Source organism: Brenneria izadpanahii, assembly GCF_017569925.1.
GTDB lineage: Bacteria > Pseudomonadota > Gammaproteobacteria > Enterobacterales > Enterobacteriaceae > Brenneria > Brenneria izadpanahii.
On record NZ_CP050854.1, the window covers coordinates 1391015 to 1404608 of the forward strand.

13 protein-coding genes are annotated in these 13594 nt (G+C 55.5%); 9 read left to right on the top strand and 4 right to left on the bottom strand.

All coding sequences use genetic code 11. The features are described 5' to 3' along the window. Nucleotide 1 precedes the first annotated feature (1 nt). Both HC231_RS06185 and HC231_RS06190 read right to left on the bottom strand, forming a co-directional pair. A complete protein-coding gene (locus HC231_RS06185) occupies nucleotides 2-571 on the bottom strand; it encodes a hypothetical protein (RefSeq protein WP_208230190.1) in 570 nt (189 codons plus the stop codon). Between the two features lie 66 nt (nucleotides 572-637). Continuing rightward, nucleotides 638-1408 (bottom strand): nucleotidyltransferase domain-containing protein, encoded by a 771-nt coding sequence (locus HC231_RS06190; RefSeq protein WP_208230191.1) that lies wholly within the window; start codon nucleotides 1406-1408, stop codon nucleotides 638-640. Between the two features lie 188 nt (nucleotides 1409-1596). Here HC231_RS06190 and HC231_RS06195 point away from each other — a divergent pair, with 188 nt between their 5' ends. Together HC231_RS06195 and HC231_RS06200 are read left to right on the top strand one after the other, a co-directional pair. Then, entirely contained in the window at nucleotides 1597-3576 is a 1980-nt protein-coding gene (locus tag HC231_RS06195; protein ID WP_208230192.1) for a tetratricopeptide repeat protein, read from the top strand. 123 nt (nucleotides 3577-3699) lie between these two features. Further along, entirely contained in the window at nucleotides 3700-4668 is a 969-nt protein-coding gene (locus HC231_RS06200) for a threonine ammonia-lyase (RefSeq protein ID WP_208230193.1), read from the top strand. Nucleotides 4669-4758: 90 nt separating this feature from the next. On the opposite strand, the gene HC231_RS06205 is transcribed toward HC231_RS06200, so the two are convergent. Further along, nucleotides 4759-5631 carry a LysR family transcriptional regulator gene (locus HC231_RS06205; RefSeq protein WP_246494796.1) on the bottom strand — a complete coding sequence of 291 codons (873 nt, stop codon included), beginning with the start codon at nucleotides 5629-5631 and terminating at the stop codon, nucleotides 4759-4761. Nucleotides 5632-5770: 139 nt separating this feature from the next. Here HC231_RS06205 and HC231_RS06210 point away from each other — a divergent pair, with 139 nt between their 5' ends. Beyond that, nucleotides 5771-6781, top strand: a complete 1011-nt coding sequence (locus HC231_RS06210; RefSeq protein ID WP_425490510.1) for an MFS transporter — start codon at nucleotides 5771-5773, stop codon at nucleotides 6779-6781. After that, a complete protein-coding gene (locus tag HC231_RS24325; protein ID WP_425490511.1) occupies nucleotides 6718-6981 on the top strand; it encodes a hypothetical protein in 264 nt (87 codons plus the stop codon). Before HC231_RS06210 ends, HC231_RS24325 begins: the two co-directional genes overlap by 64 nt. A gap of 205 nt (nucleotides 6982-7186) precedes the next feature. Here the strand turns inward: HC231_RS24325 and HC231_RS06215 are convergent, their stop codons facing one another. Beyond that, on the bottom strand, nucleotides 7187-7846 hold the full coding sequence (locus HC231_RS06215; RefSeq protein ID WP_208230194.1) for a GntR family transcriptional regulator: 660 nt from the start codon (nucleotides 7844-7846) through the stop codon (nucleotides 7187-7189). A gap of 348 nt (nucleotides 7847-8194) precedes the next feature. Here HC231_RS06215 and HC231_RS24115 point away from each other — a divergent pair, with 348 nt between their 5' ends. From HC231_RS24115 to HC231_RS06235, 5 genes are read left to right on the top strand one after another with little or no spacing between them, the layout of a single operon-like run. Further along, nucleotides 8195-8326: a hypothetical protein gene (locus HC231_RS24115; RefSeq protein ID WP_281397392.1), complete on the top strand. Its 132-nt coding sequence runs from the start codon at nucleotides 8195-8197 to the stop codon at nucleotides 8324-8326. Beyond that, nucleotides 8323-10158 (top strand): ABC transporter ATP-binding protein, encoded by a 1836-nt coding sequence (locus HC231_RS06220; RefSeq protein WP_208230195.1) that lies wholly within the window; start codon nucleotides 8323-8325, stop codon nucleotides 10156-10158. The genes HC231_RS24115 and HC231_RS06220 overlap by 4 nt, the downstream gene beginning before the upstream one ends. A gap of 42 nt (nucleotides 10159-10200) precedes the next feature. After that, nucleotides 10201-11736 carry an ABC transporter substrate-binding protein gene (locus tag HC231_RS06225; protein ID WP_208230196.1) on the top strand — a complete coding sequence of 512 codons (1536 nt, stop codon included), beginning with the start codon at nucleotides 10201-10203 and terminating at the stop codon, nucleotides 11734-11736. Nucleotides 11737-11771: 35 nt separating this feature from the next. After that, a complete protein-coding gene (locus tag HC231_RS06230; protein ID WP_208230197.1) occupies nucleotides 11772-12737 on the top strand; it encodes an ABC transporter permease in 966 nt (321 codons plus the stop codon). A gap of 6 nt (nucleotides 12738-12743) precedes the next feature. Further along, nucleotides 12744-13592 (top strand): ABC transporter permease, encoded by an 849-nt coding sequence (locus tag HC231_RS06235; RefSeq protein WP_208230198.1) that lies wholly within the window; start codon nucleotides 12744-12746, stop codon nucleotides 13590-13592. Nucleotides 13593-13594 lie beyond the last annotated feature (2 nt).

Consider the following 13594-nt stretch of genomic DNA (forward strand, 5'->3'; position numbering starts at 1 on the left):
ATTAATAACTCTTGCTGTCGATAGAGAATAGATAGTTGATATCGATCTCCGGCATCGGGTGAGGGTGTTCCGTTTTCTTCAAAACGAACTCAAAGGCGGGCTCGTAGTCATCGTTTCTGAGAATCTCTCCGCCCAGGATCTCGACATCATAAATGCCGTTCTCGATTTCGATCTGTGGTCGGCCCGGTTCGCGATAGCGTTCTTGAAGTGTGTTGATGGCATCATTGGTGAAGTTTTGCAGGATCCGCCAGGTGAAGAGGAGAATCTGCCGATTTTCGACCCGCAAGAGATAGCCGCCGCGCCGGTGTTGCAAACGGTTCTCCGGTTTGAGTAGTTCCGGCGTGTCATTCGAACGATTGAAAATAATCGTGTACGGGTAATTTTCAATGCCCGCTAATGGTATGACGATACCGTCCTGAACAGCCCGGTCGGCGCTATCATTACTGACGAACTCTGATGCCAGATTGTCAGCAAGCGCGTGGTCTTCCTGGTATTTTTTCAGAAGGCGAATATCGCCGAGCAAAAAATAATCAACCAGATCGTTGAGGACTTCAACGAATTCATCACGCATCAATCCGCTCCTAAAACAGTTTCTAAATTAGTTGTGAGAAAAATAGACTAGGATGTGGGCATGCATTTAACGATGATGCCCGCTGGCCTCAGTCAACCATCCCATAAATGCTTTCAGGTTTGCTGTGAACTTCTTTGCTTCATCTTCTGGAGCATTGCTTTCACGCAAAAAGTATCTGATTTCATGCTCCCGGGACGGGTATTTTTTTACAAATCTTGATACATACTCATCAAGCGTATCAGGCCAGTCTGTATCTTCATCAGACCGTAGCAGATTAGTCGAGCGGATCAGCTTTCTGGATGCGGCTCTTTGCAGCGGCTTACGCTGATGATCGTCGCCAGCCTCACCCAGTCTTCTTATATAGTCTTCCAGAACAGCGATAAAATCACCGTTGACAGCAACGGCTATCGCCTTCGAGGGTTTGAAGCGGTCAAACCTTTTGGAAAGGTCTTCGCCATAAATACATCTACAGTGATGTTTTAACCAGTAACCCCAGCTGTACAGATTATCGGGGTTAAGCGCTTCTGGCAGAATGCCGACGTCAAAATCAATCTTGCACACAATAGGATGATTTAAATCAATATTTTTACGAATTTCAGATAAGGTGTGGGTTTCGATGTTATTCGCCCGGCGAGTCAATAATATGCAGACATCCAAGTCTGAAACTCCCGCCACCGCCTTTCCTTGTGCAACGCTGCCATATAAATAAACGCTATGGAGTATGTGTTCCAATCTTAGCGTCAGATGGTTCGTCACTTCATCCACCACCTCCTGGAACGGGGCCTGAAGCCTGACGGGCGGCGAAATGTTGATATATCCCTCTGCATCAAGGGTCATGACTTCTCTCCCAGAATAAGCTGGCCGTACTTGTAATGTGAACGCACATTCAGCTTCATGCGGTTTGGCTAAACTATAGGCCGACGCAAAGCGTCATCCGCCTGATTGTATGCAATAGACGAAGCCTTGGTTTTATGCCAGTCTTTTGCCTGATGTTTTTTGTCCCCATTAATATGACGACTTCACCTATGTTCAAACGTATCCTGTCCGCCCTGCGCGGCAAAAAAGATAGCGCGCATGCCGCCGTTTCCGAGCACGCCAATGAGGCGGAACCCGCGGCCGCTAACGACGAACCGATTGTCGCCTATGACGCTTACGGGCGGGAAATGCATATTACTCGCGACGACTGGCACGACAAGATCTTCCTGCCGGCTTTGCAGCAAAAGTGGGACAACGCTGACGAACTCTATAATGCGATCCTATCAGGTTTGAACGACGGTTTTGCCGCCGATTTGATACCGGCCGCCGAACGTCTCGTTGAGATTGACGATATTCCCGAGCGCAGTCATGTCATCCTGGGTATTGTGCTGATGAAAAATGGCCGCCTTGATGACGCCGAGCGCGCGCTGCGTGCGGGCATTGAAAAATCAGGCGCGACCGGAACCCTGTTGACGAATTTGGCTAAGGTATTTGCCGAGCGTGGTGAAGACGCTCGCGCGGACGAAACGCTTTGGCAGGCGATTCAGGCCGATCCGAATCAAGACAATGGATTGCTCTGGTGGGCGGCCATTCAACAGGAGCGCGAAGGCGAGGCGGGCTATCTGACGGCCCTGCGAACGGTAGCGGCTTTGCCCGGCAGTTGGCGAGCGCAACTGTGGCTGGCGCGCCATTATCTGGAACACAAGGACGTTGAAGCCGCCCGGGCCTTATATGCCGAAGTGCTGGCCGGCGGTATGTTTGACGATAGCGCGTTGATGATGATTTCCGGCGACCTCGGCAATAATGGCCAGATTCCGCCGATCGTCGAACTTGTCGCGCCGGTTTACGACGAGCGCCGGCATGACCCTATGGCTGGTATCAACGTGCTGCGCGCCTATCAGGAACTCGGCAACGCCGAGGAGGGCGAAAAGCTGCTTGCGCGCATGTATTCGCTGGGGCTCGCTCCAATCAAACAATATCTTGATGGGTTCGCTCAGGCCTTTCAGGAGATGCGTAATCAGGCCGAACAGGGGATTCCAACCGATCCGGACAAGCTGAAGATCAGTACGTTGGCGCTAACCCAGCCGATCTGGCATTACGGCTTGCGTAAGGCCGATTGGTTGTTCAAACAAAAAACTGAGAGCGCGCAAAAAATAGGTTTCTTTGCGCTTTCAAAAATCGCGGACGGCGCGCCACGCTCCGAATCGCAGCGTGAAGACGATCTTGGTCGTCTGACGCGCGCTATTCCTCTCTATCTTGCCGAAGCGGCACACTATTGGAGCGAGCACGCGACAAACTGCTATATCTCAGTCGCAGAGGGCGTCGGTCCGGTGGTATCGGCAGGCGAAACCGATGGCAACGCGCTTTTCGATATAGTGCCGCCGGAGATGACCTATTTTGTCACCGGTGAAATTGGCTGCACTGGTGAAGACGAGCGGCGGCAATGGCAAATATCGTTAAGTCTCTGGAACTGCGCCAGCCGAACGAAACAGGCGTCGGAAAGCGGCAACGCAATTCATTCAGAGCTTGGCGCTTTGGTGCTGAACCTTGAGCAACGCTTGCTCGCCCACGTTGGCCTGACGCGTGAACAGCCTTTGGATGCGTTCTACCTGCGTCCTTCCGTCGAGGCGATGCCAATTTATCTGACGGCGTTGGGTCAGGCTTTCATGCTGACGCTGGCCGCCAATGAACGGATATCCCGCACCTCAATGTGGGGTGAAAGAGCGATGCTGGATTGGCCGCTCAATATGGCTTTACATTGGCCCCAGGCGGAAGTGCCTAAGCTGATGTACATCTCCGGGCTGGGTAAAGCTTTCGACTATCAGTCTGATGCGCTTGCCGAATATAAGGAGCGAAGCCTGGGGCTGCTGCGCGAAGCCGAGGGGGCGGACAGCGCCGCGGCCCGCCTGGCGCCGCTCATATGGAAAATCTTCGCGATGCGCGAAGAGTTCAACGCCCATCGCCAGAGTTTGCCGGCTGATTCAAACGCGGCATATCTAGCGTGGCTGGCGCGCGTGGCGGAAAAATAGAAACCGACGCGCCAATAAACAATTAACGGGCCTGCATATTCATGTGGCGACGGGATATGCAGGCCGGGTAAATTCGACGCCGAATCAGCATATTGCTAATCCACTGACAAGAGCCGGATTTCGATGATTAATTTTATAAGTTCCAGGTCCATAGCCGAGGCCGCTGAGCGATTAAGCGGAGCGGTGATTCGAACGCCGGCCGTATTTTGTCCGGCATTGACGGATAAGTTCCAACGAACCGTTTATCTCAAGCTCGAAAATATGCAAATTGGCGGGTCGTTTAAGGCCCGTGGCGTGCTCAATCTGTTTTCGGCTTTGGGAAAAGAGATGAGCGAAGCTAAATTTGTCGCAGTAAGCGGAGGGAATTTCGGCATCGCAATCGGAGAAGCCGCGAGAACCTTTGGGGCCGATGTCACCGTCATCATGCCGCGGAGCGCGCCATCGTCGTCAGTTAAACGGATTCGCGACACCGGCAGCGTGGTGATTGTGGAAGACGATGTAAATTCTGCATTTGCCCGCGCCAGGGAACTTGAAGAAAAAGGATATCGGGTAATAGATGATTGCCGCGACACGCTCATAGCCGAAGGGCACGGGACGCTTGGGCTTGAGTTCATTGCCGATTGTCCTTCACTGACCGATGTCATTGTCGCCGTTGGCGGCGGAGCCATGTTGGCCGGCGTGGCTACGGCATTGAAATCCATCAAACCCGAGATTAGGGTTTGGGGCGTGGAAACTGCCGGCGCCAGCTCAATGTATCAGGCTTTGCAAGCCGGAAAGCCGACTAAAGTCGATATCAGCTCAATCATTTCAACGCTTGGCGTGCCGGTCATAGATGAACTGATGCTTGCCCACGCGCAGCGTTATGTTGAGGAGATCGTCGTGGTTTCTGATGATGATGCCATTAACGGGATGATCTCTTTCGGCGAAGCGGCCAAACAGTGGGTTGAGCTTGCCTCCGGGGCTCTTTTACCCGCCGCCGCCGCCATCTCGATGAAAGTTCCCGAGAGTGCGGTCATCGGACTCGTCGTTTGCGGGGGAAATATTTCACATCAGGATATGAATAAATGGCTCACCTTCAGACAAAATTCCTGATTTGGGCGACATCGCCGTCATTCCGTCTGCGCCTGCGGTGAAACGCATAAGCCCGAATCGGATACGTTAAAAAAACACTAGACCGGCTGTTTAACCCACACGGCATCGTTCCGCGATAAAGTCGAGGAAGACGCGGACACGGGTCGGGAGCCGTTTGCCTGGCCCGATAAAAACGGCGTGTATTTCTTCCCGATCGCCAGGATTGTAGCCCTCTAATAGCGGTACGAGCCGTCCGGCTTCTATGTCCTTTTTAACATGAAAATGCGCTAACCGGGCCAGGCCAAGACCGTCGATCGCGGCGTTGCGCATGGTTTCGCCGTCGCCTAACAGCAAATTCCCGGATGGAGGAAGCAGGCGTGGTTCATCAACGCCATTGAAGGGCCACGCCTTGGTATGGCGGGTAAAACCAAAGCCGAGCCGGTGATATCTCGCCAGATCGGCGGGCGTTTTAGGCACGCCTTCGCGCGCAAGGTAGCCGGGGGAGGCAACCACCACCATTCGGCTGCCGCCCAGGCTGCGCATAATCAGACGCGAATCGGTTAAAGGACCGGTGCGGATGGCGACGTCGGTACGATCGTCCAGTAGATCGACTATCTGATCGCAAAGAACGATATCCAACGTTATTTCCGGATACTGTTTAAGGAACGCCGGGATTTGCGGCATCAGATAGTGCTTTGCGAATGCAACGTGCGAATTGACGCGGATACGACCGCGTGGCGTTGCGCCTCGCGCCGCTTCCCTCTCCGCCGAAGAGATATCGTCCAAAATACGCAGGCAGCGCTCATAGAATAGGGAGCCTTCCGGGGTGAGTTGATGCTTGCGCGTGGTGCGGTTGATCAGGCGAACTCCCAGCCTGGTTTCAAGCCGGTGAAGAAGTTTGCTTACCGCAGAAGGCGTCATGTCCAGTTTCCGCGCCGCAGCCGAAATGCTCGTCGATTCCACGACCTGAACGAAGGTCGCCATTTCAGTAAAGTGATTAGAACGGTTGTACTGGCGCACGGATTCGTGAATTTTTTTCCAAGGTCCATTAACCGTTGAATTATAGTTCAAAAGCACGGGGTCTTCTAAAGTTACCGCTACACTTTTCTGCTTGGAGATAAACGTGCAAATTCGTTCGCATAACCCGGCATTGTGGGCGTTGATGCTCAGCGCTTACGGCATCGGAACCACGGAATTCGTCGCGGTAGGCATTTTGCCTAATATCGCTTTTGATATGGGCGTTGATATTTCTGCCGCGGGCCTGGTGGTAAGCCTATATGCGCTGGGCGCTACCGTTGGCGCGCCCGTTTTGACCGCGTTGACGGGGCGGGTGCCGCGCAAGACGTTACTGCTGGCGCTGATGGCATTGTTCACCATCGGCAACATGGCCGCGGCGACCAGCGCCAATTATGGCATCCTGCTTGGGGTAAGGGTTGTGAGCGCATTTTCGCACGGCGTATTTTTTGCCATCGGCGCTACGATCTCCGCGAGTTTAGTTCCCCATGACCGTCGGGCTTCAGCTATCGCGATGGTGTTCTCCGGGCTGACTATCGCCATCGCAACCGGGGCGCCGATCGGCACCCTTGTGGGTCAACAATGGGGATGGCGGGCCACTTTCTGGATGGTCGCCGGCCTGGGGTTGATTTCATTCATCGGTATCGCCGTGCTGTTGCCGCGCACGATTAACGTTGACCGTCCGGGGAGCCTGCGCGACCAAGCCAAGGTATTGAGCAGCGCACGGCTGTTAATTGCATTTTCCATGAATCTGTTCGGTTATGGCGGAACGTTCGTGGCATTCACCTACTTAGCGCCATTGCTGGAACAGATCGGCGGATTCCAGTCGAACAGCATCGGGAAGATCCTGTTTCTCTACGGGCTGTCGGTGATCGCGGGAAACGTTATCGGCGGGCGTATCGCCAACCTTAAACCGATACCCGTACTCGTCGTGCTGTTCACGCTACAGGCTTTGGGGCTGCTGGTATTCGGTTTTACCGCCTATTCCCAGACAGGAACTCTGATTACCTTAGCGTTCCTGGGGGGCTTTGCTTCGCCAATGTTCCGGGGCTGCATTTGTATGTTGTCCAACTGGCGCAGAAACACCGGCCGAAAGGCGTCGATGTCGCCTCGGCGTTGAACATTGCCGCCGCCAATTTGGGGATCGCACTGGCCTCTTTTATCGGCGCGCGCGTGGTTGCCTCGCCTTTGGGCTTACAAGCCACCCCGTGGATCAGTGCGTTGCTGGTTGCTGTGGCATTGCTGCTCACGCTATGGAGCGGCGTTTTGGACCGCAAGGCTCAGGCTGAAAATAACGGGCAAAAATGTTATGCGGATTAGAACGCGCATCCCCTCGGTCATAAGTCTAATACGGGATTAACGTGAGGGATTGAACGCCCTGTGGACGATGACCGGTTTGCCGGTGCTGAAACGGTACAGCAACGATCGCGCTGTCCGGCGCGGTCTGTTAGCACGTTAGGCTTGCAGGCCGCCGATTGAGCCGGCGCGTTGCCGGTCGTCGCGGCGGCATCAATTCGGGGCGAAGCTATGCAGTGCGCCGCGACCAGGCGGCGAGGATCACCCGTTCCGATTGGTCGAGATAGCTCGCCAGCGCATCGGCGGACTCCGCCGCTTTACCCGCTTCAATCAGCACCAGAATATGGGCGTTCATTTCGATGTAGGGCACATGCAGGTGTTCGGGGTCGTCCAGCAGGTCGAACGCCAGTCGCAGCTCGGCGGAGACATGGCGATAGAAGGTGTTGAGCCGCGGGCTGTCGGCCAATTCAACGATGGCGGAGTGAAACGCCATGTTGGCGGTGCCTATGCCTATCCAGTCGCGGCGTTGACGGCAGACGTGCGCCTGTTCCATCGCCCGGCGCATTTTTTCCACCGCCGGGTGCATGGGATACGAACAGGCCAGCGCCTGGCACTCCACCAGACGCCGCACCCGGTAGATATCCACAATGGTGGCCATGTCCGGCGTGGCGACGAACACCCCGCGGTTCGGCTCATATTTCAGCAGCCCCTCCAGCGTCAGAATGCGGAAGACTTCGCGCAGGGTGTTGCGGGAGATATCGAGGCTCTCGCTCAGCGCGGCTTCGGACAGCCGCTGCCCCGGACGAAGCTCGCCGTGGGTGATTCGGTTACGCAGCGCTTCGGCTACGCTATCGCTCAGGGTACGGTTTTCGGTGCTCTCTTTTTTCATTTGCTGTGATCTTTATTCCTGTATCGGGCGCCGGGGGGAATCTGGCGATGCCGTTCATCTTCACATAAACCACTGATTATCGCCAGCCAACCGTCGCTAATAACCACTTGATTTTTATGCATTATTTCGGTGCGAGTTTTATCTTTTTGCGCAATTGTGGTGCATCTGGACAACCGTTTTCTTGGCGCTTTTTTCTGGCAGCGCAATATTGTCATACATCTATTTCTTTATTGTTCAACAATTTAATCTTGCCCTCCCGTCGGTAAATATTCTTTTTAAGATCAATGGCATTAATTTTGCTTGTTGCCTTTCCTCAGTATCATTCGTCAGACAGGCGGGAACAGGGCGATGAAACGTATCGATTTAAACAGCGAGTTAGGAGCGCGCGCCGGCGTCCGGCGCCGCTGGATGCTCATCAACAGCGACGCGGCCAAGGCTGCAATTAAAACCGTCCGAACTGAGCTGGAGACACGGGCATGATCGCTCCAACCGGTGATAACAAAAATAGTAAATCGCTTCTATCGGTTCAGGGGTTGAGCGTTGAGTTTGGCGAGAGCCGCGTTGTGGACGATCTCTCCTTCAACGTCGCGCCGGGCAAAACCGTCGCCGTGGTTGGCGAGTCGGGGTCCGGCAAGTCGGTAACCTCGTTGTCGGCCATGCGCCTTGCCGACATGATGGGCGCGAAGTTTACAAGCGGGCGCATTTTGTTTGGCGAGAAAGATCTTCTACAGGCTTCGCAAAAGGAGATGATGTCAATCCGCGGCAAGGAAATTGCAATGATCTTCCAGGAGCCGATGACGTCGCTGAACCCGGTCTTCACCATAGGGGACCAGATTTGCGAGGTGTTGACGCTGCATGAAAAAATGGACAAAAAGGGGGCGATGGCTGAGGCCAGGCGGCTGCTTGATATGGTTCGTCTGCCGGACTCCGCGGCGCTTTTGCATCGTTATCCGCATCAGCTCTCCGGGGGGATGCGTCAACGCGTGATGATCGCTATGGCGCTAGCCTGCCGCCCCAAACTCCTGATCGCCGATGAACCCACCACGGCGCTTGATGTGACAATTCAGGCGCAGATCCTCAACATCATGCGCGACCTGCAAAAAAGGCTCGGCATGGGGATGATCTTCATCACTCACGACATGGGCGTGGTGGCCGAAATGGCTGACGACGTCGTCGTTATGTGGCGGGGTAAGAAGGTTGAGGAGGGGCCGGTCAGGGAAATCTTCGCCAACCCGCGGCATCCCTATACGCGCACGCTCCTTGCGGCCGTCCCTCGCCTTGGTTGCATGGCGGGCGAAGCATTCCCGAAGCGCATGCCGCTAACGGTAATACAAGACGGCAAACCGACCGTGGTTGGCGAAGAGCGAGTGCAAAACACGGCGAAATACGACGGGAAACCGCTGCTTGCGGTTAAGGATCTCTTCGTCCGCTTTGATATCCGCAAGAATCTATTCGGCAAGGCGACGCACCGGTGCAGCGCGGTCAAAAAGGTCAGCTTTGACATTTATCCAGGGGAAACGCTGGCGCTGGTCGGCGAATCCGGCTCCGGGAAATCGACCATCGGCCGTACAATCCAGCAATTGCAGTCGGCGATATCCGGCGATATCGCCTTCAACGGCAAAAGCTATTCTTCGCTGACGGCGGCAGAGCGTTTTCGCCTGCGCCAGGAAGTGCAATACATCTTTCAGGATCCCTTCGCTTCGCTTGACCCTCGGAAGACCGTCGGCTTTTCGATTGCCGAACCTATTAATACACATGGTTTGATAACCGACCGCAAGGCCGTGCGCCGCCGCGTCGACGAACTGCTTGAGCGCGTTGGTTTGAGCTCCGGCCTTGCCGGGCGTTATCCGCATGAGTTTTCCGGCGGCCAGCGTCAACGAGTCTGTATTGCCCGCGCGCTCGCTTCCGAGCCGAAATTGATCATCGCCGACGAAGCCTTGTCTGCGCTCGACGTTTCCATCCAGGCGCAAATCATCAATTTGTTTATGGATCTGCAAGCGGAGAGGGGACTGGCTTATCTCTTCATCAGCCACGACATGGCGGTGGTGGAGAAAATGAGTCATCGCGTCGCGGTGCTCTATCTCGGCCAGATTATGGAACTCGGTTCGCGCCGCCAGGTGTTCGAAACGCCGACGCATAACTATACACGCCGCCTGCTATCCGCCGTGCCGGTCGCGGATCCGATGCTTAAACGCGATACCGCGCTGATTGAAGGAGAAATTCCTAACCCGGTTCACCGCGTCGGCGACGAACCGGCAATCCTTACCCATGAAGAAATAGAACCAGGCCACTTTGTGGCGAAAAGCGCCTGAAAAGCCGCGAAAAAATCATAAATATCCGAAGAGGAGCAGATAATGACAACCTTCACCAGGGGACTGAGCGCGACCGTTATCGCGCTGGCTTTATCGGGCGCGGCCTTCACCGCTGCTCCCGCTTACGCAGCGGGCAAGATAACCATTTCGACGCCGCAGGATCCGGGCAGTTGGGATCCGGTTGATACTTTCCTTGTGCAGTGGGCCAGCGTAGGCACTAACATCTTCGACGGTTTGACATACCGAGGCCCGGATCTCAAAGTTGTGCCCGGCCTGGCTGAAAGCTGGGAAGAGTTGGATGGCGGCACGCGGATTCGCTTCAAGCTGCGCCACAACGTCAAGTTCCACGATGGCGAACCCTTCAACGCCGCGGCGGTAAAATTCACCTTCGACCGGCTTCTTGGCGAACAGGGCGCCAAAGGTCCGCAGCGGTCTAACTACATCACTATCGATAGTGTCGAAGTCATCGATGACTACACGGTCGATATGAAGTTGAAGGCGCCCGATCCGGTGCTGTTAACCAAACTGGCGGGCTATGGCGCGATGATCGTGCCGCCGAAATATATCCAGGAAAAGGGCGAGGACAACTTCAACGTCAACCCGATCGGCACCGGCGCGTTCAAGTTCGTCTCCTATCAGCCGAAGATCAACATCAAGCTCGCCGCCAATCCGGATTATTGGGGCGGCGCGCCGAAGCTTTCCGAACTTGAGTACCGCTTTATCACCGAACCCTCAACCGCGGTTGCCGAACTTCAGGCCGGCCGGGTCGATCTGGTGATCCCGCCGACCATTCCGATCGGCATGATCCCCGTCATCAAGGGGAACGCCAAGCTTGAGGTCGTCAGTGTTCCAAGCCCGACCGTCGATGCGCTGCGCTTCAACACGCGCGATGGCGTTACCGCCGATCCGCGCGTTCGCAAAGCCATCATCATGGCGGTAGACCGCGCCACCATCGTCAAATCCATCCTTGCCGGCCAGGCTTCCGAGATCGCCAGTTTCCAGAGCGCGCTCTCTTTCGGCTACGATCCGAACCTTAAGCCGCTGCCTTTCGATCCGGCCGCCGCGAAGCAGCTGTTGGCCGAAGCCGGGGTAAAACCGGGTACGACGCTGCAAATCGACATCCGCGGTAACGACGCCACCATGAACGAAGTCGCGCAGGTTATCTCCAGCTACCTGTCGATGGTCGGCCTCACGGCGACCATCAAGCCTTATGAAACCAACGTTCTCACCAACGACATCATTCCGCAGGGCAAGACCGGCGCGATGTTCCAACAGAAGTGGGGCGGCTGGACTTTCGATTTCGATAACACCGCCTACGCCATGTACCACTCAGGCGAAAAATGGAACCCGTACGATAAAGACGAAAAGATGGACAAACTGCTGGAATCGCAGCGTCCGCTGACTGACCGCGCCGAGCGTGAAAAGATCCTCAGGGAGATCGGCGCTTATGCCGCCGAACAGGCTCTTGAACTGCCGCTTTATAATTCCAATGCCATTTTTGGCATCAATAAGCGGGTTAAGGGGTTCGTGGCTCCGCCGGATAACCGTTTGAAACTTAACGAAGTCAGCGTCGATTGAGCAGACGTTTCATCTGATAACAAACCTCACCCGCGATGGTTCGGGCGAGGTTCAAATTTCTCTTTAAGGAAAACAACGTGGCCGGCTTCCTTATTAAACGATTGCTACAGGCGATCTTCGTCGTCATAGCGATTACTCTCATCGTTTCTTTCGCCATTCGCCTGACCGGCGATCCGGCATTGATGATGTTTCAAGGCGGCGGCAGCATGACGGAGGACGATCTGGCGCGTATTCGCGCGTCGCTTGGAACCGACCAGCCTTTCATCGTCCAATATTGGCACTTTCTCACCGGTCTGCTCTCGCTCGACTTCGGTCACAGCTTTTCCGGCGGCGCCTCCGTTGCGCGGCTGATCGGCGACGCCGTGCCCGCCACCCTGCTGCTGGCTTTCGTATCGATGGCGGTTTCGATCGCCTTGTCGATCCCCCTTGGGATCAAGGCGGCGACGGCTCGCGGCAAGTTCGCTGACCAAGCGATCCGTATCCTATCGCTGGTCGGTCTGTCGTTCCCGAATTTCTGGCTTGCGACTATGCTGGTCCTGCTGTTCGCCATCGTGCTCGGCTGGCTTCCTCCCAGCGGCATGTCGGGCGTGGCAAGTTATGTGATGCCCGCTGTCACCATGGGCGTCATCCTGACGGCGACCAATGTGCGCCTTGTGCGAACGGCCATGTTAGAGACGTTGCAGTCGCAATATATCATGGTGGCGCGCGCCAAGGGCTTGAGCGAAAACAAGGTGCTTTACAAGCACGCGCTGCGTAACTGCGCAATTCCGTTGATCACCTATTTCGGGTTGCAGTTTGGCGGCCTTCTCGGCGGCATTGTCGTCATTGAGCGGGTATTCAACTGGCCGGGCATGGGCTCGCTTGCCTTCGACGCGGTTGCCGCGCGCGACTATCCCGTGCTCCAGGGCGTCATCACGGTGCTATCGCTGATGATCGTCGGCATCAATCTGTTGGTCGATATCGCCTATGGCGTTGTCGATCCGCGTATTCGCACGGAGTAATCGCTAATGGCTAGCAGAACCTCACGCCTTTCACGCTTCGCGAACCTGGAATTCATTCTGGGGACGTTACTCACCGTCGTTATTTGTCTTGCCGTTATCTTTTCCGACGTACTCTTCCCGGGCGGGGCGGATAAGATCGACCTGATGGCGCGGTTGGTAAAACCCTTCGCCGACGGTGCGCATCCGTTTGGCACCGATCCTCTCGGCCGCGACGTGATGGCCAGGGTTGTCGCCGGCGGTAAAATTTCGCTGCTTGTCGGCTTCACTTCGGTTATCGGCGCGGTGATTTTCGGCGTCATGATGGGGCTGATCGCCGGCTATTACCGCGGCTTCTGGGATATGTTGGTCATGCGGTTCGCCGATCTGCAACTCGCCATGCCGTTCATCCTTCTGGCGATTACTTTTATCGCTATCGTCGGCGGCAGCTTGACCAATACCATCATTCTGCTGATCGTCTCGCAATGGGTGCAATATGCCCGCCTGGTGCGCGGCTCGGTGCTGACGTTGCGCGAACGAGAGTTCATTCTGTCGGCGCGGGCGATCGGCGTGAAAGACTGGCGTATTATCCTCCAGCATCTGCTGCCGAACCTGATCGGCCCGGTGATTGTGCTGATGACGCTCAACATCGCCAACAATATCCTGCTGGAAAGCAGCCTGACTTTTCTTGGCCTCGGCGTCGATCCGACCATTCCGAGCTGGGGAGGCATATTGGCCGACGGCCGGACTTATCTACAGACCGCCTGGTGGATTAGCGTATTTCCTGGGCTTGCCATCCTGCTCACCGTGCTCGGTCTTAACCTGTTGGGAGACTGGCTGCGGGATAGTCTCGATCCGACCGGCAGAACTTCAAGGTAATT